Here is a 26776-nt window from a genome sequence, read left to right as displayed (position 1 = left end):
CTGATGCTATTTGTATTCCTTAGCGTTTGCTGCAGCGTAATTGTATCTGTTTTGCTAAAAGTTGCACGCCGCTATGGTATTGATGTTTTCCAGGCCATTACATGGAATTACGCCATGGCCATACTACTTACCTGGTTTTTCTTTAAACCCGATGTAAAGGCTTTTGATATACAGCAAGCACCTGTTGGGGTGTATGTTGGTGTAGGTATTTTGCTGCCACTGATATTCTGGATAATGGCGGCATCGGTAAGGGTAGCGGGTATAGTGCGTACTGATGTAGCGCAGCGCTTATCGTTATTTATTTCCCTATTTGCAGCATTTCTTTTGTTTGGTGATAATTTTAGCCTGGCAAGACTCGGGTGCTTTGTGGTTGGTTTTGCAGCCATACTATGTTCTATCCCATGGCAAAAACGTACTGCTAATCGTACAGTATTAAGCAATGCCTGGGTTTATCTAATCTGCGTATTTATTGGTTTTGGGGCTATAGATATCCTGTTTAAAAAAGTAGCAGCGTTTACCGCTGTGCCTTATACTACGTCGCTTTTCTTTATTTATGCCATTTCTTTCACAATTGCTTTTGTGAGTTTGCTGGTAAAAGTTTTTACAAAACAGTCGCGCATCCGCTGGCCGCATGTAACATTCGGATTGGTGCTGGGGGTGGCTAACTTCGGTAATATCCTGTTCTATTTAAAGGCTCATAAAGCGCTGTCATCAAGCCCGTCGCTGGTATTCTCGGCCATGAATATTGGCGTTATTACACTGGGCGCCATTGTTGGTCTCATTGTATTTAACGAGCGATTGAGCAAACTCAACAAAATTGGCCTGGGCTTGGCTATTATTTCTATCATCATGATCACTATGGTCAATATCCTGCACTGGTAAATGCTGTTCGACGACACTTACAAAACTATTTCGGCACCCGTAGAGGCCATATTTCGCGACCGTGGCAGCAAGTTTCTCGCTTATGCTTATCCTATCAACAGCGATGCTGATATCAAACCCATTGTAGCCAAATTGAAGGCCGAGCATCCTAAAGCCAACCATCACTGCTGGGCCATCAGGCTGGGTATAGACCGGTCCGTTTTCCGCGTAAACGATGATGGCGAGCCATCCGGCACAGCGGGCAGGCCCATCCTTAATACTTTATTATCAAAAGATATCACCAATACTTTAGTGGTGGTTGTACGCTATTTCGGCGGAACGCTGTTAGGTGTACCGGGCCTTATCAATGCTTATAAAACCGCTACCGAAATGGCACTGGCCGAAGCTAAGATCATCGAAAAGACCATCAATGATATTTACACCATTACATTTGATTATCCGCAAATGAATGACGTGATGCGTATCATCAAGGAAGAGCAATTGCAGATATTGGAGCAACGTTCTGAGCTCAATTGCGATATTCAATTTTCGGTTCGTAAAACGCAGGTAGAGGGAGTAATGAGTAAACTGAACAAACTCACCGGAGCAAAGATCAAATACGATTACAGCGGCTAAGATCTGCAAATAGCAAACTTAAAACTGCACACTTCTACAGGCACCGTTTTTGCGTAAAAATGCCTAAATTGCCTGCTTATGCAATCATTTGAGATAGATAAATCCGATCTGCTTCGCATCAAAACTGCCCTTGAAGGCGATGATGCTGAATTAGAGTTGGTTCTGAAGGAGTATCACGCCTCAGAAATAGCTATTTTATTTGAGCGCCTGCCGCAAGAGGCCCGCGAACGTATCATCAACATCCTGCCAACCGAGGAAGCATCAGAGGTAATTACCGAGATGACTGAGGAAAGTCACCCGGAAGACCTGTTGGTAAGCCTCGACCCTGAGAAACGTACCGAGATTGTAGAAGAGCTGGATTATCACGTTGCAACAGATATCATCAGTCAGATGGATGAGGAAGATCAGCAGGAGATTCTTCAGGACATTGACCAGGAAGATGCCAGCAGCATCCGAGCCCTGTTAAACTACGATGAGGATACTGCCGGTGGTTTGATGAACTCGCAGGTGATCTGCGTAAATATCAACTCCGATAAGAAGGATGCCCTGGACGAGATCATTCGCCAGTCGGAAGAGATGGAAGAATTTTACACCATCTACGTGGTTAACGATGATAAGATATTGCAGGGTATTGTATCTATAAAAGACATTATTAAAGCCCGTAGCGAGGTAAAGATCCGCGACATTTATCAGCACGACCCCGTGTTTGTAAAAGCTGACCTCGACCAGGAAGAAGTTGCTAAGCTTATCTCTCAATATAACCTCACCAGTATCCCCGTGGTTGACGACCACATGAAACTGCTGGGCCGCATCATGGTTGATGACATCATCGACGTAATGGAAGAAGAGAATACCGAGGATATCTTGAAGATCTCCGGTGTATCTGAAGATGAGGAACTGAGCGGTAACTGGAAAGATGCGGTGAAAAGCCGTTTACCCTGGCTGGTGATCAACCTGGGTACAGCGTTTTTGGCGGCATCGGTTATCAGGCAGTTTACGCATGTAGAAGAGGAACTGCCTATCATCGTGGCTTACGTAACCATTATTGGTGGGATGGGGGGCAACGCTGCTACTCAGGCGCTGGCGGTAACGGTAAGGCGTATCTCGCTGAGTGATCTGACTGACAGACAAACGTACCGCACCGTTCTAAAAGAGATCTCGGTGGGGTTGATCAACGGCGCAGCCAACGGGCTAATTGTGCTATTGTTTGCTTTGCTGTATGATAAAAACCCGATGCTTGGCCTTGTATTGTTCCTTGCCATGACGGGGAATTTAGTAGTAGCCGGCTTAACAGGCGCGGGTATCCCGCTGGTATTAAAAAGACTGGGGATAGACCCCGCAGTGGCATCATCCATCATCATTACTACTTTTACAGATTGCATAGGCTTTTTATTGCCGCTATGGCTGGCAAGTAAACTATTATTATAAATTTGATTTTGAGGAGCTTGGCTTCAAAAGAGTATTGTATTTATTGAAATAGAAAATAATCTTTGAATATTTGCATTCTTAAACACTACGCTTTTATTACATATTAACGTAAACCAAACGCTATGACTGAAGTAAGATACGACTGGACACAGGAAGAAATCTCAAAAATATACCACTCACCTTTATTAGACCTTATTTATCGTGCGGCAACTATTCACCGCGAGAATAAAGACTATTCTGAAGTACAGATCAGCTCACTGATCTCTATTAAAACAGGCGGTTGCCCCGAGGATTGCGCATATTGCCCGCAAGCTGCACGTTACAGCACAGGCGTTGATGTACATGCGCTGATGCCTAAAGAAGAGGTTGTAGCCGCCGCAAAGCGTGCAAAAGAAGGTGGTGCATCAAGGCTTTGTATGGGCGCCGCATGGCGCGAGGTTCGTGATAACCGCGACTTTGACAAAGTGTTGGACATGGTGACAGCCGTAAACGAACTGGATATGGAAGTTTGCTGTACCCTGGGTATGCTTACCGAAAGCCAGGCACAACGTTTGGCTGATGCAGGTTTGTACGCTTACAACCATAATCTGGATACTTCTGAAGATGATTACAAACGTATCATTACTACCCGTACTTATGACGAGCGTTTAACAACATTAGAGCACGTTCGTAAAGCAAAGATCTCTGTTTGCAGCGGCGGTATCATCGGTTTAGGCGAAACCACTGCCGATAGGATCTCAATGCTTAAAACATTATCAAACCTGCCTAAACACCCGGAGTCAGTACCAATTAACGCATTGGTACCGGTAAAAGGTACGCCATTGGCAGACCAACCGCGCGTATCTGTTTGGGATATGGTAAGGATGATCGCTACTACACGTATCATTATGCCAAAAACAGTGGTAAGGTTATCAGCCGGCCGTACCGAAATGAGTACTGTAGAGCAGGCTTTATGCTTCATGGCAGGTGCTAACTCTATCTTCGCGGGCGAGAAATTATTGACCACACCAAACCCGACATTTGATGAAGATATGTTCATGTTTGATCTGTTGGGCTTAAAACCCCGCCAGGCATTCAAGAACGGCCGCCCTAACGAGCCAAAAGAATTGCGCGAAATGAGCATCAACGAGGTATTCTAAATTCGCTAAAGGTTCGTAGATTTACTTAAATCGTAAACCGATATGAACCGCAATATCCTTACCCTCATAATTCTTACGCTGTGTTTTGCACAAGTTAAAGCACAGCGTAAGATCAATATACCGTTAAAGCACGAGTTGGATAGTCTTTATATCCTCGACCAAAAATACCGGGCCATGATGTCTGTTAAATTGGATAGTGCTAAGATCGATTCGATCAAGAAATCTTTAAATCTTAACGAAGGCGATTTTTTCTCTCAGATAAATAAAATAGCGAATAAAACTGATTCATCTAATGTAAAGAGGGTAGAAGAGATCATCGCTCAATATGGCTATCCCGGTTCTTCTCTCGTTGATACGCCAACTAACCAGGCCGCTTTTTTTGTATTGCAACACTCAACGGTAATTGATAAATATTTGCCGGTTATTGAAAAAGCTGCAAAAGACAAAGAATTGCCGTTTCGTTTATACGCCATGATGAAAGACCGCTCATTGATGTACAATAAAAAAGAGCAGATCTGGGGCACCCAACTAAAAGGCATGACTGTTATAAATCCTGAAACTAAAAAGCCGCAGTTTAAATTCTTTGTTTGGCCCATTTCCGATCCTAAAAATGTGAACAAACGTCGCAAACAAGCCGGCTTTGAGCAAACTGCAGAAGAAAATGCAAAACGATTAGGTGTAGACTATAAAGTGTACACCCTTCAACAAGCACTCAAGGGCCAGGTAGATTAGCAAAACAAAAATCCTGTGGCGTTGCTTTTATAATAAAAATATAAACGCCATGGGATTTGACCAATACCACGAACCGCCAGAAGAACTTTCTGCAGAAACCCGCACCTTTGCCCGCATGATCGTATCATTAGGGGAAGAGGCCGAAGCCATTAACTGGTACGAACAACGTATCTCCGTTGAAACCGACAAACAAGCCAAAGCCATAATGCAAAATGCCCAGCACGAGGAATTTAAGCACTTCGGTATGGACCTTGAATTTTTGCTGCGCAAGAAACCCGTTTGGCGCAAAACACTTGAGGCCATCCTGTTCAAAAAAGGAGATATAGTAGAGTTGGGCGAAAAAGGCGAAGAGGCTTCAGAATAAATTAATACTCAGCAAACTGCTCATCCGGGTAGCACCATAGCCAACGCTCGCCCGGCTGCGCAGATGCGATAACAGGGTGCTGTGTGGCATGGTAATGCTTGGTCATGTGTTGCTCCGGCGACTGGTCGCAGCAAAGCGTAACACCACAGGTTTGGCACGTACGCAAATGGAACCAGGTTGTGCCTTGTTTAATGCATTCTTCGCAAACGTGCTCGTCGCTAAGTTTAACTTCGGTTATGGCTTGCAGGTGCTGGCAAAAGCTTGGGTCTAAATCTGGCATACGTGTAAAGGATTTAATAAAATAAATATAGTAAAGCCTGGCTTTACTTTTTTGTTTTATAGCATATCCTTCATTCCAAAAGCATCTAAATAAATTTTCTTATTAATTTAAAAATGCTAAAATTATTAGTATTTTTGATTTGGTATGGATGCAGAAAGGATAACCGAGAAATTCAATATTTTGGCCGATGCAGCTAAATATGATGTATCATGCGCCAGCAGTGGCAGTAAGCGCAAAAACGAAAACAAGGGTTTGGGTAATGCCAGTAATGGTATTTGTCATTCCTATACCGAGGATGGGCGATGTGTGTCGTTATTGAAGATCTTGCTTACCAACCATTGTATTTTCGATTGTGCTTATTGTGTGTCGCGCAAGAGCAATGATATCCAGCGCGCGGCTTTTACTGTGCAGGAAGTAGTTGACCTTACCATCAATTTCTATCGCCGTAATTATATAGAAGGGTTGTTTCTTAGCTCGGGCATTTTTAAAGATGCTGATTTTACTATGGAGCGATTGGTTCGCGTGGCAAAGAAACTTCGTTTAGAGCATAATTTTCATGGCTATATCCACCTTAAATCTATCCCAGGCGCCAGCGATGAACTGATGAACGAAGCGGGTTTGTACGCCGATCGTTTAAGCGTTAATCTGGAAATGCCTACGGAAGCTGGTTTAAAGTTATTAGCGCCCGATAAAAGCCATCAGGATATGATCAAGCCCATGGGCTATCTCAAAAATGCTATCATCCAACATGCCGAAGAAAAGAAACTGTTTAAAAAAGCGCCCATGTTTGCACCTGCCGGGCAAAGTACCCAGGTAATTATTGGCGCCACACCCGAGGATGATAACCAGATCCTTCACTCTGCCAACTACTTTTATAAAAATTTTAAGCTTAGGCGGGTTTACTACTCAGGTTATGTGCCGGTGTTGGAAGATAGCAGATTGCCTGCGTTGAATACCAGCGTGCCTATGGTGCGCGAGAACCGCCTTTACCAGGCCGACTGGCTGATGCGTAACTATGGTTTCCATGTAAGCGAAATTGTAAATACCAGTCAGCCGCATTTAGATCTGGATATCGACCCAAAGCTGAGCTGGGCCATCCGCAATATGCAGGAGTTTCCGGTTGATGTGAATAAAGCTGATCTGAAGATGATACTGCGGGTGCCGGGCATTGGCGTGCTATCTGCGCAAAAGATAGTGAGCGCCCGTAAATTCGGTAGGCTTAATTGGGAGCAACTGAAGAAAATAGGCGTGAGCGTTAACCGCGCCAAATATTTCATAACCTGCAACAGTATGGAGTTTGAACGCCGCGATTTGACTGGCAATGCTATTAAGCAATTTATCCTCGCCACATCGCACAGTAAGTATATTAAGAATGTACACACGCAGCTTAATCTTTTTTAACTGATGACCACTCTGATATACGATGGCACTTTTGAAGGTTTGCTAACGGCTGTATTTGAGATATATGCCCATAAACTTGGTGCTGTTAAACTACATCAGGGAGAGGTGATAAACGGTGCCCTGTTTGACGAGAAGCTGCAAGTTGTAACCGACGAGGCCCGTGCTAACCGCGTACTGAAAGCGCTGAAGTTAAAAATATCATCAATAGGGGTGCAACGTTTGTATGCAGCCCACCTCGGCGAAATTCCTGGCGAGGATAATAATCTGCTCGGTTTTATCCGCTACGCCATTGATTCAGATCAGAATATCGAAGAAGATTACGGCAACAAATACGTAATGCGTGTATCGCAGGTGGTGCGAATGATGCGCCGTGAGAAGCACAGGATGGAGGCTTTTATTCGTTTCCAAAAACTACAGGATGGCTGTTTCTATGCCGGCATAGAGCCTGATTTTAATGTATTGCCTTTATTGATCCGCCATTTTAAAAGCCGGTATGCCGATCAGAAATGGATGATCTATGATCTTAGGCGTAAGTATGGCATCTACTACGATCTGCACGATACGCAATTTATCAATCTTGATTTTTCCGGCGGCGGTCGGCAGGCAGATGTGATTGCCGCTTATACCGAAGATGAAGGCATGTATCAGCACCTCTGGAAAAATTATTTCAATAGTGTAAATATCGCCTCGCGCAAAAATACAAAACTACATGTGCGTCATATCCCTAAAAGATATTGGAAGCATCTGACGGAGAAGATATAATAAAGAATCGTTTGACAAGCGAGCATAAAGAAGATGCTCTCCCGCGCGTAATTGCGAGGAACGAAGCAATCTCCCTTTAGGATATAGTTGGGAGATTGCTTCGTTCCTCGCAATGACGCGGTATTTAATTGCTCGTTCGAAATGACAATTTTGATGAAGAATGTTAATAATTGTAAATGTTTATAACCCTCTAAAATCAGCTTTTTTACCTTAAACAGCGTGTTAATAACCATCGACTTTATGTTAATAACATGTTTAAACAAAACACTTGACACAGATAGCATAAACTCCCGATATTGTAAATATCAAGAACGACGTACTTTGACAGCCTCACAGGATTACAGAAACTGAATCGGGTGAACCTCAGGGAGAACTAAAGATCAGTGAAGTACCTGAATTGCAATTGAAGGGAGCAAATACCACGGTATTTTACCCGGAAAGTAATTAGCGGGGTATTATCAGCATGGCCAAAAAATTCTACGGAAGGACAGGGCTTAGATAATGACCTTGAAGCAATCGGCGTTAGCGTAACAAAGAGAAGATCGGTATTCACTATTGAATAAGATGGTCGGCGTTGCACGGAATAAAACTGAGTCGACTTCCCCTCGGGAGAAGATGCAAGAGCAGTATCCGCAAACATAAAGCTGCCCGGGCTTGCAAAAGCAAGGGAAACAGCGCAGGTTTGGCAGGAATTGCAGGAGCGGTCTCCGCAAGGTAACAGACAAAGTAGGCTATTACGCACCAACAAAGATGTATCAGCATTCGCAGGGAATGAAAGATTGATCAATGTTCGCATTATAACAAAGAAGAGGTCAGGTCGGTTAAAGATCACACAAAACTTGATGCTTCGTGGCGGCTACGGCCAAAATGAGGAAAGGAACAACGGAAGTCATTCGCAAGAGAGGCTTCCGTTTTCCATTTTATAGCAGCCCCTCTAAATCTTCCCCAATAGGGGAGACTTTACAATATTAAGTTTTCTTTACGTTTCAGGTTTTATCGCTTGTATTCCCTATTTTGCCATTATGAAGGAATCTACAGGAAAAGCAGACGGAAAAAAGAAAATATTTGTGCTGGATACCTCGGTTATCCTGTACGACCACAACGCCTTCGAGAACTTCCAGGAGCACGATGTTGCCATCCCAATACAAGTGTTGGAAGAGCTGGACAACATGAAAAGCGGTAATGATACGCGCAATTTTGAAGCGCGCAGCTTTATCCGCATCATGGATGATCTGGCAAAGAACCGCCTTATTAATCAATGGCTGCCGCTTAACGGCAAAAGTCGCGGCCAGTTTAAAGTTATCCTCGATACCAAAAATACCAGCGCTGATGCCGAGTTGGTGTTTGGCTCAGATAAAACAGATCACCGCATCCTCAACGCTGCCCTTGGCGTTCAATTTGAACATCCCGACAGGAAAGTGATCCTGGTATCAAAAGATATTTGCCTCCGCTTAAAAGCCAAAGCCCTTAACCTGTTTGCCGAAGATTACGAGACCGGCAAAGTAAAAAACCTCGAAGAACTCTACAGCGGTAAAACCACACTGAATAAGATAACGGAAAAGGTTTTAGGCAAGCTAAATAAGTCGGAAGCTATCGCGGCCGATACGGTAAGCATACCGGATAATGCCGGCAACCATTTTGTTATCCTCAACGGAAAAAATAGTACAACCGCTGCTTTCTACAACTCGCAAAGCAAAGCGCTGGAGAAAGTTACCGAGCAGCCGGTTTTGAATATAGAGCCACGCAATTTAGAGCAGGCTTTTGCCATCCACGCCTTGCTGCACGAGGATATTAAACTGGTGACCATACAAGGCAATGCGGGCACTGGTAAAACCTTGCTGGCGCTGGCCAGTGCTTTAGAACAGCGTAAAAATTACAGGCAGATATTTGTTACCCGCCCAACTATACCGTTAAGCAACCGCGATATCGGTTTCCTGCCGGGGGATGTATCCTCAAAGATAGACCCGTATATGGCGCCTATTTGGGATAACCTTAAATTTATAAAAGACCAGTTTGCCGAGGATACCAAAATGCAGGCCAAGCTGGATGAACTGGTAACCAACGATAAAATTTCCATTACACCGCTGGCGTTCATACGCGGGCGTACGCTGAGCAAGATATTTTTTATAGTTGATGAGGCCCAAAATCTTACGCCACATGAAGTGAAAACCATCATATCAAGGGCAGGGGAGAACAGTAAGTTTGTGTTCACCGGCGATATTTACCAGATAGATACGCCTTACCTCGATGCAGAGAGCAATGGTTTATCGTACCTGATAGATAAAGCAAAAGGCCATCCGCTTTATGCGCATATTACCCTGCAAAAAGGCGAGCGCAGCGAACTGGCGAACCTGGCAAACGAGTTGTTGTAATTATTTACGCGGGCGTTTTGGGTTGTGAGCCACAAGATAACTCAGCTCGTCGAGCGCTATACGTTTGCTGTTAGTTGATTGCTCGTCCTCGGTAAGGGATAGGTTTAGTTGTGCCTTAACTGAATGAAGTACCTGTAGAAGTATGTCGGGTGTTATTTTGGCAATATTTGTCGGGAAAAAGTTATGCTGTACATCTGCTTTTCCGGCTACTGTTTCCATACTTAACTCCCATTGCTCTTCGGGTTTAAAACCATGTTCTTTAGCTAAATTCCTCAGCTCATATAAATACAAATTGGTTTGATAATCTACTTCCTTCTTACCCATATTATACCTTAATTTTTTGTGTTTTAATACTTTTGATATCAACCTTTGTCTCCGCTGATCCGTTAATTGCTATTTTACTATAGGTTAAAATAGGGTACCTCGAATGACACCGAATAGTTACATATTTTAAAATGTGGCGAACTTTAAACATAGGGTTTAATTATTGAAAATCAATAAGTTTTATTTTTGAATACTCTTCTTGTATCTAAAAGCCTTTTAATGAGGTATATGGGAGATTTATTTTATTTAAAATAATATTAAAAATTTTTATTTTAAGTAAAAGTCGGTTTATAATGACTACATTGTGTGCTTAATTAAAAAAATCAATGCAAAAAGAAGGAACAGTAAAGTTTTTCAACACCACTAAAGGTTTTGGATTTATTTCACAGAGTGATAGCAGAGGCGATGTTTTTGTGCACTCAACTGGCCTCATCGACGAGATTCGTGAAAACGACAAAGTAACGTTTGATGTAGAAGAAGGCAAAAAAGGCCTTACAGCGGTAAATGTAAAAGTAATTTAATTATCACTATAAAATTTAATCGTAAGCACCTGCCTTAACAAGCAGGTGCTTTTTATTTCACTTAAATCTGATATATAACTATGGCTAAATCGCAGGCAACTTTCATGAAAAAACAATTGGAAAAGAATCGCCAGAAAAAAAAGGATGAAAAAGCTCAACGTAAACAAGAGCGTAAAGAAAACGGCAGTAATGCAGATGAGATAGCTTACGTTGATGAATTTGGTAACCTGACCTCAACACCGCCTGCCCCTAAAAAATACACAGACGATAGTAAAGAAAATTAGCTTTAGAGCACCTTAGCCAAAGCTTTAGCCCAGTTTTTACCTAATAACTTAGCACCATCTTTATTGGGGTGTAGGTAAAATGTACCTTGATTACCTGGCTCAGGTATGAATAAGCGCAGATAATCTTTTTTAAAATCGGCAAACCCTGTGGTGTATCCCAAAAAAACATGCTTTGGTTGGCTGTTGCTATAACTTTTTACTAATGCATCAATCTGCGGGAAATAAGTTTGCAAACGATTTAAACCTTCTTGCAGGTACATAGCACCATTGTAGGTGTTGGGGCTGTAATAGATAGGATAGTTGAATACTATTTTGCTGTTAGGGTAACGCTTAAGCAAACTATCGGCAATAGTTTTTAAATTTTCGGTATATTTTTCCGGACTGGCAGGTGCACCGTATGGGCCTTTTATCGCACTGTCATTAGTGCCCAGCATAACAGAGAATATCAGTTGTGCGGATGCATCAGTGTAAAAACCATCGGCATCTTTTACAACCTTGGCAAAGTCTGGTTCGCCGGGCATAAAGCTCTTTGTTGTATGCCCGTTAACGCCACGATTGGCCTGGGTAAATTCCGTGTTCTTAAACTTTTCCTTTAAAACGTCCAGCGCGTATACAGATGGCTGAAAATCAGGTGAATTTTGTCCGTAAGTAATGCTATCGCCGATAAAAACGATGTTAACTTTGGAAGGTGCTGTAATGGTAAAAGCCAACGATAGCAAAACTGCTGTAAAAATTGATGATCTTAAAATAAGTTTCATTTTGGTTATTGAGTTAAAAGACACCATAATATATAAAAGCTTTATTAGCTTTGGGTAAACCAGTGATCACGATGAGTTTCCTAAAAAGAAGAAATTTCCTGAAACTATCAGGCCTAAGCATGCTCCCTGCCGTTTTGCCATTATCGGCAGCTAAGGCGGCAACATCCTTAAAACCATTAGCTAATATAAAAAACCAAACGGTTTCATTTACAGATGATGGTGTATTTTATGAACCGGCCGAATACCTAAGCAAATTGCAGGAGATAAACGCTTCTTCACCAATAGAGATGGACTTTTATGGTGGCGGTGGTGCCGTAGCCAAGCTATGCGAGAAATTTGCTGATCTTACAGGCAAACCAGCCAGTATCTATATGCCTACCGGCACAATGGCCAACCAACTGGCTATTTCGGTACTTGCCGGAGAAAATACCAAAATTTTTGTGCAGGAAACCAGCCACATTTATCGCGATGAAGGCGACGCTGCACAATCTGTTTTTAACAAAAGACTAATACCGGTTGCAACCGGCGAGGCGTACTTCACTTTAGACCAGCTAAAAGAAGCTATCGACTACCATAACAAAGGCGAGGTATTTAAAAGTGGGATAGGCACAGTAGCTATCGAAAACCCGGTGAGGCGATGCGATGGTAAATATGTTCCGCTTGAGGAGATAAAAAAGATATCGGCATGGTGCCGGGAGAATGGTTATAAATTGCACATGGATGGTGCGCGTGTATTCCTGGCGATGGCAGTTAACGGGGTGTCATTAAAAGAGTATGCTTCTTATTTTGATACGGTTTATATCTCATTATACAAATACTTAGGCGCAGCCGGTGGTGCGGTATTGTGCGGAGATAAAGAAACCATTGGCCACATGGAACATCTGATAAAGATACATGGTGGCACCACCTTCAGCAATTGGAGTAACGCAGCGATGGCACTTCATACCCTTGATGGGTTAGAGGAACGACTGAAGCAAGCTAATACTAAGGCTGATGAGCTATTTAAAAATCTCAACAAAATGCCGGGTATCAAGATTAGCGCTATACCCGGCGGTTCCAATATTTTTAACATAGAAATTACCGGCACACATACCAAAATTTTCAATAAGGTACTACAAGATAAATATCAAATAGTAACGCACGCACGTAATGGCGTATTCCAGATACGTGTAAACGAAACGCTGTTACGGCAAAGTAACAGCGTTATAGAAAAAGCTTTTGCTGATGCTCTTAAAACTGCTAAGGCTTAGCAATTATTCGCTTTTATAAAGGGCACCTGCTTTCTCGGCAGATGTTTTGATACCTTTTATAAGTGCCGAGCTAAAGCCGTTGTGTTCCATCTCGTTAAGGCCGGCAATGGTACAGCCTTTGGGTGAAGTTACTTTGTCAATTTCCTGCTCGGGATGCGATGACAACTGCAGCAGCAGGTCTGCCGCACCTTTAGCTGTTTGTGCTGCCATTTTTAAGGCATCATGTGCGTGGAAGCCAATCTCGGTGCCACCTTGAGTTGCTGCGCGGATAGAGCGTAGGAAAAAGGCGATACCGCAAGCACAAAGCGCCGTGGCCGATGTCATCAGTTCTTCGTTTATCTGGATGCTTACACCAACAGTATCAAAGAGAGATGTTACCAGGCTTACATTTTCGGCTGATGCGTTATCTGTAGCAATACAGGTCATGCTGTGGCCTATGGCGATGGCCGTATTAGGCATAGCACGGATCACCTCAACATCTAAGCCTAATTGCGTACGGATATCCTGACAGCTAACGCCAGATACCACAGAAATCAGCAGGTGTTTAGTATGCACCACAGCCGGTTTAATCTCATCTAACAACTTATTTAATTGTTGCGGAAGGATGGCTAATACAACAATATCTGCCTTTGCAACGGCTTCGGCGTTGTTGGCGGTAACGTTATAACCCTCAGTAGCAATGTAATCCAAAGCTGCCGTATTACGGCGGGTAAGTGTTATCTGCGCGGGTGCAAAAATGCCTGCCTTAACTAAACCTTTGGCCAATGCCAAACCAATGTTTCCGCTGCCTAAAATGGCTATATGCTGTTTTGTTTCCATATTATCTTAGTTACTTAAACGTGTGCCAAAAGCTGTATTACCTTTTAATTGCCCCAGATCATCAGAGTGGCCAATAATAACCGCCTTAACGCCGCATGATATTGCCGCGAAGGCATTGTCAAGTTTCGGAATCATACCACTGTGGATAATCTGTTCTTCTTTTAGTTTGAGATAATGCTCGGGGTTTATTTCTCTTATGAGGGAGTCATCATCATTAATGTCGTGTAACACGCCTTTCTTCTCAAAGCAGTACACAAGGGTGGTTTCGTAATGCTCAGACAACGCCACTGCCACGGCTGATGCAATGGTATCGGCGTTGGTGTTCAGTAGCTGGCCCTCGCCATCATGCGTTAAAGCACAAAAAACAGGGGTGAAGCCTGCATCCAGCAGTTTGGCAATATTTTCGGGGTTGATAGAATTTTCTACAATATCACCCACAAAACCATAGTCGATAGTTTTTACGGGGCGTTTGCGGGCATGTATCATGTTACCATCCGCACCGGTTAAGCCAATGGCGTTGGCGCCATAACGCTGCAGTTGTGCCACTACGTTTTTGTTAATGAGGCCGGCATACACCATGGTAACAACACGCAAGGTATCAATATCTGTAATGCGGCGGCCGTCTATCATTTTGGCCTCAATACCCATACTTTCTGAGATTTGGGTAGCTACTTTACCACCGCCATGCACCAATATCTTATGTCCTTCAAGTGCTGTAAAATCCTTTAAAAAACGGTGCAGGTTTTCAGAGTTATCAATTACGTTGCCGCCAATTTTTATTACGTGCAGTGCTTGCATGAGTATAGTATATAAGTCCGGTAGCAATAATAGCTATTTTTTGGCTTGCAGCTGCGGTTTAATTGAATAAGCTATTCATGAGCAGCCTATTAGTTATCTTGTATCAAAATAAATAATCTGATAGTCAGTGTTTTATAGTCAATAACGTATATATAAGTTATGTAACTTAATTTTTAGTTGTAAAACTGAAAAGTAAGTTATAGATTTGAGTATGGAAGAATTAACAAAAACGGAAGAGCGCGTAATGCAGATATTATGGAAGCTAAAAACGGCTTTTGTAAAAGACATTATTGAGGCTATGCCTGATGACCCTAAGCCACCTTACAATACCATATCATCGGTAGTGCGGTTGCTGGAGAAAAAGGGCTATGTAGCTTATAAAGCTTATGGCAAAACTTATGAGTATTATCCGGCTATCAGCAAAGGGGAGTATCGTAAGGCCTCTTTCAAAAAAATGTTTACAGGTTATTTTGATGGCTCGGTTGATAATCTTTTATCGTTTATGGTGAAGGAGCAAAAACTGAGCGCCGATGATATTGAGAAAGTACAGGAGTTGATCAACAAAAATAAAAAGTAATGAAACTAATTATTTACCTGTTACAGGTATCAGCCTGCAGCGCCATTTTCTATCTCTTTTATTTTCTGCTGCTGCGCAGGTTAACCTTTTTTACCATTAACCGCTGGTATCTGCTGGGCACGTTGCTGCTGAGTTTTATTATTCCAACCATGCATTTACCGGTAACTGCAGAGCAACATCCTGCCGTTCTGCAACCCGTGGTTGATTTTAACCAGCTACAGTATTTTACGGCTAATCCTGTATCTGCTGACGTGCAAAACATCCCCGTAAGGGATACTATAGACATTCCCGTAATGCTGAAATACCTGTACAGCGCTATTGCTGCCCTGTCCCTTATAAAGCTTGCGTTTACTTTATTAATGTTCATTAAACGTTCAAAAGGCGAGCAGCTTTTTTGTATCGATAATGTACGAGTAGTAAAAGCTGGTTCTAACAGTTCGCTTTTTAACGTGGTATTTGTTAATGATAATGAACTTTCACCAGCAGAATTAAAGCAGATAGTAGCCCACGAACTGTTGCACATCCGGCTGTGGCACTCTGCCGACCGTATTATAGCCCGTATTACCCTCGCCATGCTCTGGTTTAATCCTTTCGCGTATTTCTATATCCGTTCGATGGAAGAGAACCACGAGTTTGAGGTTGATCGTATTGCCACCGGCGGTGCTGATAAAAGCGAATACGCCGCGTTGCTGTTCAAGCTATCGGTAGCCGGTAATGATTACCTGATGCACAGCTTTAGCAAAGTACCGTTGAAGAACCGCATAGCCATGTTATTTAACAAACCTACACCAAATATGAAAAAGATCATCTACACGCTTATGCTGCCTGTTGTGGCACTTAGCTCACTGGCATTTGCCAATCTGAAAACCACCAACGGCAAACAGGGAAATGCCTTTTACACCAAAACAGAATTTAAAGATAAGAACGGCGTTGAGCTGGTAAAACGCGAAGTACATATACCCGGTTCAAAAGGCGCAATGGGTATAGAGGACAGGAAAGGGGCTTCGGTAGTTTTTATTGTGAACGACAAGCTTTATAAAGAAAGTGAAGTGGCTGCTGTTGAAACGGCTGTTAAAGCAATGAAAGCTGATAGCTGGAGATCGGGCTCAACCGAATACTATAAAGGTTCAAAAAAGGACGAAGTGGCCAAATATGATCTGTTTTTTGAATTTAAAGGCAACACCAATCGTTTATCAACTCTTTTGGATACTGTAAAAAATAAATATCGCCAAAAAAGTAACCTAACACCTAAACAGCGTAAGGATTTTCAAAAGAGAAACGCGGAGTTTTCAGCGTACATATCGTCTGCAGAGGGGAAGCAAAAATATGAAACTGCTGAACGCGTTAATGGCAAAAAGCTCACTTATACAGTGATTGGTTTAATAGATACAACCATTCATTCTTCAAAATTAAGCGGCTACAAACTTCAACAAGGTAGGGATGAATTTTTATTGCCGTATAATTTTGCAAATGCAAAATTTTCAAAGGGGCAATTTAGTAATGGGGATGAATTGGAAATAACAACTTTAGGAACAATGTGGAATAAAGGTATACCGATAACAATAACTCCAACAGAAGTAAAGAAAGCTGGCAATTTAATTTACAAAAGTGCGCCGTTGCAAAAAGTCGCGTTTCTGTACGAGGCAAACAAGGTTAGGTACGCTTATGGCAAGGTAACAGATATAGAAAAATACGCCAATGGTAAATGGAAAAGTGCAATTGTAAAGGTTGACGATTATAACATCAAATTTAATATTAAACCTAATGCTCCTTCTTTTGCCTACATCCAGCCAGGAGATGAGGTAACCTTCCGTTTTGTACACGAAGTTAAAACGGGAGAAAAAGAATATACGGTTAACGATTGGGTAGCGCTATCAAACCAAATTAAAGACTACGGCGTTAAAAACCCCGATTTCTTCTACAAATTTTACGAGAAATTGTAAATGACCTTCGGTTTGTATCTTGTCTCGTCAGCAACGGATATCTAATATAGCTACTGCAACAAATACAAACAGGCCATAGAGGATAATAAGAGAAAGCACGCCGTTTAACACGTTGCCGTAAGGAGAAAGGATAAACGTACGAAAAGGTGACTCTGGCAGTGCAGTATACAAAGCATTCATTATCTTATAAATGCCAAATAACAGAAGTGCAGCGATGAGAAAAGTACCGATTTCAGCGAACATTGTGAGATTAAAGATCTAAGTTTCTGCAATCTACAAAATATCAACCTAAAACCTAAACTTTATCAAAGAGCATCGGCATCCGTTGCTCTTTTTGCTTTGCAGACTTATAGCCATTTACCTGTTATTGTAAAAATCATCTCATTTAAAACACATAACAACTTGTCATGTTAGCAGTTTACATTAAGGTTTGTAGCTTAGGTGCACAATACCGTTGTTACTATGGATAAACAGGAAAACAAAAAACCAAGGGTAGTTATTATTGGCGGGGGATTTGGCGGTGTACAGTTAGCAAAAAAATTAAAGAATGCACCGATTGAGGTGTTGCTTTTAGATAAACACAATTACCATACATTTCAGCCTCTGCTATACCAGGTAGCAACGGGGGCTATTGAGGCCGATTCTATCGGTTTTCCTATCCGTAGGATATTTGGCAGGCAAAAGAATTTTACTTTCCATTTGGCCAATGTTGATAATATAGATACAGTTAATAGCGTAGTGGAAACTACCGCGGGTAACTATAATTACGATTACCTGGTGATTGCAACCGGTGCCAATACCAACTTTTTTGGCAACCAGGAACTGGAGCATTACACCATGCCCATGAAAAATATTGCCGAGGCCCTTAATATCCGTAGCCTGATATTGCAGAATCTTGAGAAAGCATTAGTTACTGCGGATAAAGCTGAACGTGATGCTCTGCTTACATTTGTGATAGTAGGTGGTGGCCCAACAGGGGTAGAGCTTGCCGGCGCCATCTCTGAGTTGCGCGAGTACGTGCTGTGTAAAGATTATCCTGCCTTGTGCAACGCCGATATGAAAGTTTATCTAGTTGAGGGTAAAGACGAGCTTTTAGCAGCAATGTCAACCCCGGCGTCTGTTAAAGCAAAAGAGTTTTTGCAGAAAATGGATGTCACTATCTACAATGGTGTACACGTATCCAGTTACAATGGCTCGATATTGAAGATAGATAACGGTACCATCATCAACACCAAAAATGTGCTTTGGGCAGCAGGTGTAAAAGGAGAGGTGCCAACTGGTATGCCCGAGCAGACCGTAGCAAAAGGTGGTCGCCTAATAACAGATGAGATCAACCGCGTTAAGGGCTATAACAACGTGTTTGCCATAGGCGATGTTTCTGCGGTGCAAAGCGAGGCCAATCCGGGTGGATTTCCAGGCGTGGCTCAGGTGGCTTTGCAGCAGGGCAGGCACCTGGCGAAAAATCTGCAAGCTATCATTTCGGGTAAGGCCACGACACCATTTGTTTATCATGATCTGGGCACTATGGCTACTATTGGCCGCAACAAAGCGGTAGCCGATATAAAGAAATTTAAGTTCCAGGGCTTTTTTGCATGGTTGTTGTGGATGTTTGTGCACTTGTTATCGTTAGCGGGTTTTAGTAACAAAGCCATTGTATTTTTAAACTGGGCTATTAATTATCTTACCCGTAACAGTGATAACCGTTTAATTATCCGATACTTTAAAACTGATACCATGACCGTGGATACCATTCCTCATTAACAGATGGCACCCGGGCGGTATCACTAATACCTTATAAATGCACCTGTTCCTGATCATAGCGCTGCTGGTAATTGTAAGCGCCCTGTACTCTTATGTTAATGCACGCTGGCTAAAATTGCCGGGTACTATCGGCATTATGTCGCTGGCTATTATTGGCTCGCTGATCACTATTGTGATAGACAAAGTAGATCCCAATAGTGCCAAATACCTCACCATACTGGCTAAGAATATTAATTTCTCTACCACAGTGCTCAATATTATGCTGGGTTTCCTGCTGTTTGCCAGTGCTTTTAACCTGAACACCAAAAGGTTAAAGAAAGAGATGTGGCCGGTTTTTGTGCTAAGCACTATCGGCGTTATTATTTCCTCGGCCATATTTGGAACGCTGCTGTATTATGTGATCGGCTTGCTTGATATTAAGATCCCTTATATCTATTGCCTGCTATTCGGAGCTTTGGTATCACCTACGGATCCGGTGGCGGTTGGTGCTATTATCACCCGATCCAAGCTACCAACCAATCTTTCTACCATCATCTCAGGCGAATCATTATTTAACGATGGGATAGGGCTGGTGCTTTTTATTACCCTGCTGGAAATCACACAATCTGGCGTAAATAATATCGATTTTGGCAAAGCGGTGATACTGTTTGTACAGGAAGTATTTGGTGGCATTGCTTTAGGCGCTGTAACAGGCTTGTTAGCGCACCGGTTAATGAAATCTATCAACGATTTCCAGACAATTGTACTGGTCTCATTCGGGTTGGTAATGCTCGATTCATTAGTGGCGACATACCTTCATCTTTCCATTCCTTTAGCGGTTGTAACTGCGGGGTTATTTGCCGGTGGCCGTTCTATTAATGTAGACGATAAAGACCACTCTCACCAGGCATTGGAAAAATTCTGGACATTGATAGATGAATTGTTGAACACCATGCTCTTCGTGATGATAGGTTTACAGATGGTGAACTTTCCATTCCTGCAACACTACTGGCTATCTGGCATGGTAGGCATTGTATTGATACTGGCTGCCCGCTGGGCAAGCATCATGCTACCGCTTACTTTCCTTCGCCGAAGTTTGAATGTGAATTATGGGAGTATTAATATCCTTACATGGGCAGGTTTGCGGGGCGGGATCTCTATTGCGTTAGCACTATCATTACCGGCATCAGATTACCGGCATTTTATCCTCTCGGGCACTTACTTCATCGTCATCTTCTCCATCATTGTGCAAGGGCTGACATTGAACCGGGTGATCAACGCAACATACAAGAATCAGCCGGAGAGTACAGGGAGTTAATGTTTCAGATCTCGCATGTAACGCGCTATATCCGTTTCGTTTGCGCTGGTTGAGTTGCTGAAACTGTTGATCATGTTTTGCTGCTCGGTTTCGCTGCGGTTTTGACTGAGTTTGTATTTGGCCTGCAGATCGGTAACCGCCAGTTCAAACGCTACAATTCCATTCATCATCTTGCGTTTGTAGTCTTCTGGGAGCTTATTCCACTGGCTCAGATATTCCTCTTCAAACGTGCCGATGGTTTTGGCTAATAAACCGGCAACAGCGGTTTCATCTTTTATAAGCGTGGCTTTGCCGTAAGCATGTACGGCTATATAATTCCAGGTAGGAACGTTCAGTTCTTTCTCGTAGTGTTTTGGAGATACGTAAGCATGGGGCTCAGTAAATACCACCAGCGAGGTCTCATTCTCAACCACGTTAACCTGTGGATTGGCTTTGGCAAAGTGCGAAAGTAATACCACCTCATCACCACGCTGCTCAACCACAAAAGGCAGGTGGGTAGCCTCCGGTACACCATTCATCATAGTAACAATGGCCGCAAAGCTATACTTCTGCATAAAGCTGATAGTTTGCTGTTGTTCAGTTACCTGAAAATGTTTTGGTGTATACATTTTGTTGGAGAATCAGGAAATCAAGAGTCAGGAATCAAGACAGTTGTAAAACTTTATTACAAAGCTTCCAGCATTTGTTTCAATACCGCTTGCGCCGCCCAAACACGATTACCAGCTTCGTGTACTACGATAGAACGCGGGCCATCCAGTATCTCAGATGAAAGCTCCAGATCACGGCGTACGGGCAGGCAGTGCATTACCTTTGCTTCAGGTGCCAACACATCCAGTTTGGTATTAGTTAGCATCCAATCCTCATTACCGCCGGTTACAGCGCCGTAGGGCTCATAGGCCGACCAATTCTTTACGTAGATGAAGTCTGCATCTTTCAAAGCTTCATCCTGATTATGTGTAATGGTTGCACCGTTGGTGAATTGCTCTGACAAGGCATAACCTTCTGGATGGGTAATCACAAAGTCAACATCGGCCTGGCACATCCACTCCACAAAAGAGTTTGGTACAGCCTGTGGTAATGCTTTTATGTGCGGCGCCCAGGTCAATACCACCTTAGGTCGTGCTTTGGTTTTTAATTCTTCAATAGTCACCAGATCGGCCAGGCTTTGCAACGGGTGGCGCGTGGCCGATTCAAGGCTTATTACAGGCACTTTACAAAACTCAACAAACTTATTAAAGATACTTTCGCTATAATCCTCTTCGCGGTCTGTAAGGCCGGGGAACGAGCGCACGCCGATAATATCAGAATATTCGCCCATAACGGCAGCAGCCTCGCGGATATGCTCAACGGTGGTGCCGTTCATGATCACGTTATCGCGCAGTTCCAAAGCCCATCCTTCCTTATCAATGTTCAAAACGATCACGTTCATACCCAAATTCATGGCAGCTTTTTGGGTGCTCATGCGTGTACGCAAGCTTGGGTTTAAGAAAACCAGACTAATGGTTTTATTTTTGCCCAAATGCTGGTGAGCAAACGGATCATTCTTTTCTGCTAATGCCTGGGCAACAAGTGCCTTTACATCGGTAACATCGTTTACGGAAGAAAATAGTTTCATGGGCCTTGTTTAGCCTCACCCAAAATCCCTCTCCAAGGGAGAGGGACTTGACGGCAAGTGTATTTTGTTAAGCGTTGTTTAATGTTGTTGCAAATGCCTGCAGGAACCTGTCGGCGTGTGATTTGGTCAGGTTAAGGGCTGGCAATAACCTTATCACGTTTGGCTTGGCTTCGCCGGTAAAAATGTTGTGCTTAAATAGCAGGTCTTTCTTTACGTTTGATAGCTCCTCAGGCAATTCAATACCTATCATCAGGCCTTTGCCGCGCACTTCTTTTACTTTGTCAAATTTCTTCACCTCGTCAATCAGGTAAGCGCCTATTTCGGCCGCATTCTGTAACAGGTTGTCCTGGTCGATAACTTCCAGTACCGCTAAACCTGCGGCACAAGCCAAATGGTTACCACCAAAAGTGGTACCCAGCATGCCATAAGCAGGCTTCATTTTTGGTGCGATGCTGATTGCGCCGATAGGGAAGCCGTTACCCATACCTTTTGCCATGGTATAGATATCTGCGTCTACACCTGCATGATCAGCCGCGTAAAATTTACCGGTACGTGCATAACCACATTGTACCTCATCAGCAATAAATACTGCATTGTTTGCATCACAAAGCGAACGGATCTTTTGCAGGAAACTTACCTCAGCTACCTGGATACCGCCTACACCCTGGATGCTCTCGATGATGACAGATGATACCTCATGGTCTTTAAAAGCCTGCTCAAGCGCAGCTTCATCATTCCATGGAAGGAAAACTACATTGTCGGTCTCATTAACCGGAGCAACTATCTTTGGGTTATCTGTAGCAGCAACTGCCAGCGAGGTACGGCCATGAAATGCTTTAGTAAAAGCGATGATCTTCTTTTTACCGTTGTAGAACGATGCCAGTTTCAGCGCGTTCTCATTTGCCTCGGCACCAGAATTACATAGAAATAGTTGGTAGTCTTCTTTACCTGATACATGGCCTAATTTCTCTGCCAGTTCTGTTTGCAACGGGATCTCGATAGAGTTTGAGTAAAAACCGATCTGATGCAACTGGTCTTCCAAACGCTTTACATAATGCGGATGGGTGTGACCGATAGATATCACCGCATGACCGCCGTAAAGGTCAAGGTATTCGGTGCCTTTGTCGTCAAATACCAGGCTGCCCTGGCCTTTAACTATATTGATTGGATTGATAGGATATACGTCGAATAATTTCATTACACAGAGGTAAAAGGTTAAAGGCGAAAGGATAAAGCTTTTTATCTTCCTTGTTGATGATTGGACTGAGGTCACCTTTCGCCTTTGACCTTTATCCTTTCATCTTATTAAAACGCCACCCCTTTCAATCGTAATCCGGCGCTCTCGTCAAGCCCAAACATGAGGTTCATGTTTTGTACAGCCTGTCCGGATGCGCCTTTAAGTAAATTGTCCATAATGCTGATAATAAATACTTTATTATCGTATATCTTAACCTGTATAAAGCATTTGTTAGTGTTCACTATCTGCTTCAGGTCTATATCTTTATTGGTTACATGCGTAAACGGATGGCCCGCATAATATTCCTGGTAAAGCTTTAATGCTTCAGCTTCGCTAAGGCTACTTTCGGTGTACATCGACGCGATGATGCCGCGGGTAAAGTCGCCACGGTAAGGAATAAAATTCAGCGCCCCCCAGCCCCCTGAAGGGGGAGTAAAAGCACTTGCAGCCTGGTTAAGCGACTGGTTAATCTCGTTTAAATGCTGATGGTTAAAAGCTTTGTAAACAGACAGGTTATCATTTCTCCAGGTAAAGTGCGAAGTAGGCGATAAGCTTTGTCCCGCACCGGTTGAACCTGTGGTGGCGGTTATATGCACCTCGTTATTTAGCAAACCCTTTGAAGCAAGCGGCAGCAAACCCAATTGCAAACAGGTAGCAAAGCAACCCGGGTTAGCAATATTGTTGGCAGACTTAATAGCTTCTCTATTCAACTCAGGCAAGCCATACGTAAAGTTTTTACTTTTGATTTTTGAATTTTGACTTAAACGGAAGTCCTGGCTTAAGTCTATCACTTTAATATGATCTGCAATCGCGTTCGCCTCTAAAAACTTACGCGCATCGCCATGGCCAACACAAAGGAACAATACATCAATACTGTTTGATAGCTCAGAAGAAAAGGTCAGGTCGGTATCACCGAATAAATCCTTATGAACATCATACACGTGATTACCCGCATTGCTGTTGCTGTGCACAAACACAATCTCAACATTAGGGTGATTAATCAAAATACGCAGCATTTCGCCACCGGTATAACCGGCACCGCCAACAATGCCGACGCGAACAGCCCCCCCGCCCCCTGAAGGGGGAGTAGAAGTTGCTTTTATATTTTTAGTATCGCTCATAACATTAAACTTAAATTCCCCCTTTAGGGGGTTAGAGGGCTATAAGTTAACCCGATCATTTTTTGTAGATGGTGAGGAGTAAAGGATAAACTCGAGGTCGCTGCTTTCTTTATTGCTGATAAAATGCTGCTGACCTGGTTTTATCTCAATACCCTGCTCTGGTTTTAAAACGCATATCTCGCCGTCAATTGTAAAAGTTGCACGGCCTTTAAGAATAAAGAAAAACTGAGAAGCCTTTTCGTGGTAGTGAAGTTGTTCTGATGTATCAGGCGGCATTAACTCCTGTTTAATGGATAATGCATCGGTATCAACATAATTCCAGCCGTAGCAGTCATCGCCCCATTTGTAGGTGCTTAAGCATTCACTTCTCGAAAAGATGGGGTTCTCCATAATTAATCTTGTCCGTTTACCTTGTGATAGATCATCACCTGGTTACCAAATATCTTGCTGAAGCCTTTTACGTCTTCGCCGCTCCAGGCATTGTTCATTTCGCCGTAGCTGCCAAACTTGTTGCTCATCAGGTCGTGATCCGATTCGATGCCTATCACCTGGAAACGGTATGCGTTTAACTCAACAAACACCTTGCCGCTAACCTGTTTCTGGGTATCAGTAAGGAAAGCTTCAATGTTGCGCATGATAGGGTCATGGAATTGGCCTTCGTGCAGCCAGTTGCCGTAGAAAGAAGATAACTGGTCTTTCCATGATAACTGCCATTTGGTTAACACATGTTTCTCTAAAGTATGGTGTGCTTTGATGATCACCATTGGGGCGGCTGCCTCAAAACCAACGCGGCCTTTAATACCGATAATGGTATCACCCACGTGGATATCGCGGCCAATACCATAAGGCTGAGCAATAGCTTGCAATGCTTGTATAGCTTTAGTAGGATGATCGTATTGCGTACCGTCTATAGCCTTTAGTTCGCCTTGCTCAAATACTAACTCAAGCGTTTTTGGCTCAGAGCTGGTAACTTGTGTAGGCCATGCATCCTCAGGCAAACCTAAGTGAGATGTAAGGGTTTCTTTACCGCCCACTGATGTGCCCCAGATACCTTTGTTGATAGAGTACTTCGCTTTTTCAAAGTTCATTTCAACGCCGTGTTTCTTCAGGTATTCTATCTCTTCCTCGCGGCTTAGTTTTAGGTCGCGGATAGGGGTGATGATCTCCACCTCAGGAACAAGGATATTGAAGATCATATCAAACCTTACCTGGTCGTTACCGGCACCGGTGCTGCCATGGGCAACCGCCACGGCACCAATTTCTTTTGCATAGTTTGCAATGGCAGTAGCCTGGCTTACACGCTCGGCACTAACCGATAGCGGGTAAGTATTATTCTTTAACACGTTACCGTAAATAAGGTAGCGTACGCAGGTATTGTAGAAGTTTTCGGTCTCATCAACTACATGGTGAGAGGTTACGCCCATCTGGTAAGCGCGTTCTTCCACGTTTTTCAACTCTTCATCGCTGAAACCGCCGGTGTTAACAATAACTGAGTGCACCTCGTAACCAAGGTCGCGTGTTAAATAAATACAGCAAAAAGATGTATCCAATCCGCCGCTGTATGCAAGTACTACTTTTTTCTTGTCCATTGTTGTTTTGTCATGGTACAGATGCAATATTCAGCACCTGATATTTGTATTAAAACGCGATCACCGCGTGTTGTATTCTTATCCGGGGGAGACGCGAGATATCGCGTCTCTACATATTAATGCAATGCAACGATCTTTTCCATTCTCTTTTTTATCGCAGCTTCAATACGCTCCAAAAGCGTTGCTTTATGGGTAATCTTCTTCATCTTTTCCTCGTATTGCTTTTGCGCTTCTTCCGGGTCAAAAAGCATGGCGGTGCACATGCAATTCTTACGATTTTTGCTCATCAGGATATCGTAGTTAACGCAGCTTTTGCATCCTTTCCAGAAATCCTCGTCCTGGGTAAGCTCAGAGTAGGTAACCGGTTCGTAACCCAGGTCAGAGTTTATCTTCATTACGGCCAAACCGGTGGTTAAACCAAATATTTTGGCATGAGGATATTTCTTACGCGAAAGTTTAAATACTTCTTCTTTGATAGCTTTAGCCAAACCTACCTTACGGAAAATAGGGTTAACAATAAGGCCCGAGTTGGCTACGAAATCGCCGTGGCTCCAGGTCTCAATGTAGCAGAAACCAGCCCAGGTGCCGTCTTTATGCAATGCTATCACAGCTTTACCTTCCAGCATCTTGTTGGCCACATACTCCGGCGAGCGTTGGGCAATACCGGTACCACGGGCCTTTGCAGACTCGGCCATTTCCTCACATATCATAGCAGCATAGTCTGCATGTTGGGCAGAAGCTACAATTATATCAAAATCTTGTATGGTCATTATTATAGAAAAAATACCGTTAAATTATTGGCTTTACTAAGGCCTTATAATTAGAAGAACGTTGTTTAAAGAAGTTTAAATACTTCTTTGTTCAGGTTTTTGATCAGATAAGATCAATTCAAACCCTTGGTATAAAC

General features: G+C 43.1%; 29 protein-coding genes. 16 read left to right on the top strand and 13 right to left on the bottom strand.

What is annotated here, in order from left to right; all coding sequences use genetic code 11:
* The first annotated feature begins 3 nt into the window (after positions 1–3).
* From D0C36_RS02495 to D0C36_RS02470, 6 genes are all read left to right on the top strand, one after another.
* A complete protein-coding gene (locus D0C36_RS02495; protein ID WP_117390003.1) occupies positions 4–882 on the top strand; it encodes a DMT family transporter in 879 nt (292 codons plus the stop codon).
* Positions 883–1497, top strand: coding sequence for an IMPACT family protein (locus D0C36_RS02490; RefSeq protein WP_117390002.1), 615 nt, complete (start codon positions 883–885; stop codon positions 1495–1497).
* 78 nt (positions 1498–1575) lie between these two features.
* Positions 1576–2925 carry a magnesium transporter gene (gene mgtE, locus D0C36_RS02485; RefSeq protein ID WP_117390001.1) on the top strand — a complete coding sequence of 450 codons (1350 nt, stop codon included), beginning with the start codon at positions 1576–1578 and terminating at the stop codon, positions 2923–2925.
* A 122-nt stretch (positions 2926–3047) separates the two neighbouring features.
* Positions 3048–4064: a biotin synthase BioB gene (gene bioB, locus D0C36_RS02480; RefSeq protein WP_117390000.1), complete on the top strand. Its 1017-nt coding sequence runs from the start codon at positions 3048–3050 to the stop codon at positions 4062–4064.
* Positions 4065–4106: 42 nt separating this feature from the next.
* Positions 4107–4796, top strand: a complete 690-nt coding sequence (locus D0C36_RS02475; protein WP_117389999.1) for a DUF6624 domain-containing protein — start codon at positions 4107–4109, stop codon at positions 4794–4796.
* A 49-nt stretch (positions 4797–4845) separates the two neighbouring features.
* A complete protein-coding gene (locus tag D0C36_RS02470) occupies positions 4846–5160 on the top strand; it encodes a ferritin family protein (RefSeq protein ID WP_117389998.1) in 315 nt (104 codons plus the stop codon).
* Position 5161: 1 nt separating this feature from the next.
* Here D0C36_RS02470 and D0C36_RS02465 read toward each other — a convergent pair whose 3' ends face one another.
* Positions 5162–5440, bottom strand: a complete 279-nt coding sequence (locus D0C36_RS02465; protein WP_117389997.1) for a UBP-type zinc finger domain-containing protein — start codon at positions 5438–5440, stop codon at positions 5162–5164.
* 144 nt (positions 5441–5584) lie between these two features.
* Between D0C36_RS02465 and D0C36_RS02460 the strand changes: the two genes are divergently transcribed.
* The 3 genes from D0C36_RS02460 (at position 5585) to D0C36_RS02450 (ending at position 9975) form a co-directional block, all read left to right on the top strand.
* Complete coding sequence (locus tag D0C36_RS02460) at positions 5585–6841, top strand: putative DNA modification/repair radical SAM protein (RefSeq protein ID WP_117389996.1); 1257 nt, start codon at positions 5585–5587, stop codon at positions 6839–6841.
* 3 nt (positions 6842–6844) lie between these two features.
* Positions 6845–7603 (top strand): TIGR03915 family putative DNA repair protein, encoded by a 759-nt coding sequence (locus D0C36_RS02455; RefSeq protein WP_117389995.1) that lies wholly within the window; start codon positions 6845–6847, stop codon positions 7601–7603.
* Positions 7604–8625: 1022 nt separating this feature from the next.
* Positions 8626–9975, top strand: coding sequence for a PhoH family protein (locus tag D0C36_RS02450; protein ID WP_117389994.1), 1350 nt, complete (start codon positions 8626–8628; stop codon positions 9973–9975).
* Here D0C36_RS02450 and D0C36_RS02445 read toward each other — a convergent pair whose 3' ends face one another.
* Positions 9976–10299 (bottom strand): hypothetical protein, encoded by a 324-nt coding sequence (locus D0C36_RS02445; protein ID WP_117389993.1) that lies wholly within the window; start codon positions 10297–10299, stop codon positions 9976–9978.
* Positions 10300–10625: 326 nt separating this feature from the next.
* Here D0C36_RS02445 and D0C36_RS02440 point away from each other — a divergent pair, with 326 nt between their 5' ends.
* A complete protein-coding gene (locus D0C36_RS02440) occupies positions 10626–10820 on the top strand; it encodes a cold-shock protein (RefSeq protein ID WP_117389992.1) in 195 nt (64 codons plus the stop codon).
* 80 nt (positions 10821–10900) lie between these two features.
* Positions 10901–11104 (top strand): hypothetical protein, encoded by a 204-nt coding sequence (locus D0C36_RS02435; protein WP_117389991.1) that lies wholly within the window; start codon positions 10901–10903, stop codon positions 11102–11104.
* Between the two features lie 2 nt (positions 11105–11106).
* On the opposite strand, the gene D0C36_RS02430 is transcribed toward D0C36_RS02435, so the two are convergent.
* Positions 11107–11862 carry a GDSL-type esterase/lipase family protein gene (locus tag D0C36_RS02430; protein ID WP_199501954.1) on the bottom strand — a complete coding sequence of 252 codons (756 nt, stop codon included), beginning with the start codon at positions 11860–11862 and terminating at the stop codon, positions 11107–11109.
* Between the two features lie 71 nt (positions 11863–11933).
* On the opposite strand from D0C36_RS02430, the gene D0C36_RS02425 reads away from it, so the two are divergent.
* Positions 11934–13112, top strand: coding sequence for a threonine aldolase family protein (locus tag D0C36_RS02425; protein WP_117389990.1), 1179 nt, complete (start codon positions 11934–11936; stop codon positions 13110–13112).
* A 3-nt stretch (positions 13113–13115) separates the two neighbouring features.
* Here D0C36_RS02425 and proC read toward each other — a convergent pair whose 3' ends face one another.
* Complete coding sequence (gene proC, locus D0C36_RS02420) at positions 13116–13931, bottom strand: pyrroline-5-carboxylate reductase (RefSeq protein WP_117389989.1); 816 nt, start codon at positions 13929–13931, stop codon at positions 13116–13118.
* Positions 13932–13937: 6 nt separating this feature from the next.
* Positions 13938–14729 (bottom strand): acetylglutamate kinase, encoded by a 792-nt coding sequence (gene argB / locus D0C36_RS02415; protein ID WP_199501953.1) that lies wholly within the window; start codon positions 14727–14729, stop codon positions 13938–13940.
* Positions 14730–14940: 211 nt separating this feature from the next.
* Between argB and D0C36_RS02410 the strand changes: the two genes are divergently transcribed.
* Together D0C36_RS02410 and D0C36_RS02405 are read left to right on the top strand one after the other, a co-directional pair.
* Positions 14941–15306, top strand: a complete 366-nt coding sequence (locus D0C36_RS02410; RefSeq protein WP_117389988.1) for a BlaI/MecI/CopY family transcriptional regulator — start codon at positions 14941–14943, stop codon at positions 15304–15306.
* Positions 15306–17249: a M56 family metallopeptidase gene (locus D0C36_RS02405; protein WP_117389987.1), complete on the top strand. Its 1944-nt coding sequence runs from the start codon at positions 15306–15308 to the stop codon at positions 17247–17249. Before D0C36_RS02410 ends, D0C36_RS02405 begins: the two co-directional genes overlap by 1 nt.
* 27 nt (positions 17250–17276) lie before the next feature.
* On the opposite strand, the gene D0C36_RS02400 is transcribed toward D0C36_RS02405, so the two are convergent.
* Positions 17277–17492: a hypothetical protein gene (locus D0C36_RS02400; RefSeq protein WP_117389986.1), complete on the bottom strand. Its 216-nt coding sequence runs from the start codon at positions 17490–17492 to the stop codon at positions 17277–17279.
* Positions 17493–17711: 219 nt separating this feature from the next.
* Between D0C36_RS02400 and D0C36_RS02395 the strand changes: the two genes are divergently transcribed.
* The gene (locus D0C36_RS02395) at positions 17712–19010 is read left to right on the top strand and encodes an NAD(P)/FAD-dependent oxidoreductase (protein WP_117389985.1); all 1299 of its coding nucleotides are present in this window, start codon (positions 17712–17714) and stop codon (positions 19008–19010) included.
* Positions 19011–19047: 37 nt separating this feature from the next.
* Positions 19048–20307 (top strand): cation:proton antiporter, encoded by a 1260-nt coding sequence (locus D0C36_RS02390; RefSeq protein ID WP_117389984.1) that lies wholly within the window; start codon positions 19048–19050, stop codon positions 20305–20307.
* On the opposite strand, the gene D0C36_RS02385 is transcribed toward D0C36_RS02390, so the two are convergent.
* The 7 genes from D0C36_RS02385 to D0C36_RS02355 form a co-directional block, all read right to left on the bottom strand.
* Positions 20304–20915, bottom strand: coding sequence for an FMN-binding negative transcriptional regulator (locus D0C36_RS02385; protein WP_117389983.1), 612 nt, complete (start codon positions 20913–20915; stop codon positions 20304–20306). The two genes, D0C36_RS02390 and D0C36_RS02385, sit on opposite strands and share 4 nt — an antisense overlap.
* Positions 20916–20971: 56 nt before the next feature.
* Positions 20972–21922 (bottom strand): Rossmann-fold NAD(P)-binding domain-containing protein, encoded by a 951-nt coding sequence (locus D0C36_RS02380; RefSeq protein WP_117389982.1) that lies wholly within the window; start codon positions 21920–21922, stop codon positions 20972–20974.
* Between the two features lie 67 nt (positions 21923–21989).
* A complete protein-coding gene (locus tag D0C36_RS02375) occupies positions 21990–23120 on the bottom strand; it encodes an aspartate aminotransferase family protein (RefSeq protein WP_117389981.1) in 1131 nt (376 codons plus the stop codon).
* A 107-nt stretch (positions 23121–23227) separates the two neighbouring features.
* Complete coding sequence (argC, locus tag D0C36_RS02370) at positions 23228–24280, bottom strand: N-acetyl-gamma-glutamyl-phosphate reductase (RefSeq protein ID WP_117389980.1); 1053 nt, start codon at positions 24278–24280, stop codon at positions 23228–23230.
* A gap of 39 nt (positions 24281–24319) precedes the next feature.
* On the bottom strand, positions 24320–24670 hold the full coding sequence (locus D0C36_RS02365; RefSeq protein WP_117389979.1) for a cupin domain-containing protein: 351 nt from the start codon (positions 24668–24670) through the stop codon (positions 24320–24322).
* Between the two features lie 2 nt (positions 24671–24672).
* Positions 24673–25869 carry an argininosuccinate synthase gene (gene argG, locus D0C36_RS02360; RefSeq protein ID WP_117389978.1) on the bottom strand — a complete coding sequence of 399 codons (1197 nt, stop codon included), beginning with the start codon at positions 25867–25869 and terminating at the stop codon, positions 24673–24675.
* A gap of 116 nt (positions 25870–25985) precedes the next feature.
* Entirely contained in the window at positions 25986–26639 is a 654-nt protein-coding gene (locus D0C36_RS02355) for a GNAT family N-acetyltransferase (RefSeq protein WP_117389977.1), read from the bottom strand.
* Between the last annotated feature and the right edge of the window lie 137 nt (positions 26640–26776).

The sequence above is a fragment of the Mucilaginibacter conchicola genome, from assembly GCF_003432115.1.
Taxonomy (GTDB): Bacteria; Bacteroidota; Bacteroidia; order Sphingobacteriales; family Sphingobacteriaceae; genus Mucilaginibacter; species Mucilaginibacter conchicola.
Note: the sequence above shows the minus strand (reverse complement) of the source record. Positions and strands in the feature narration are given on the sequence as shown.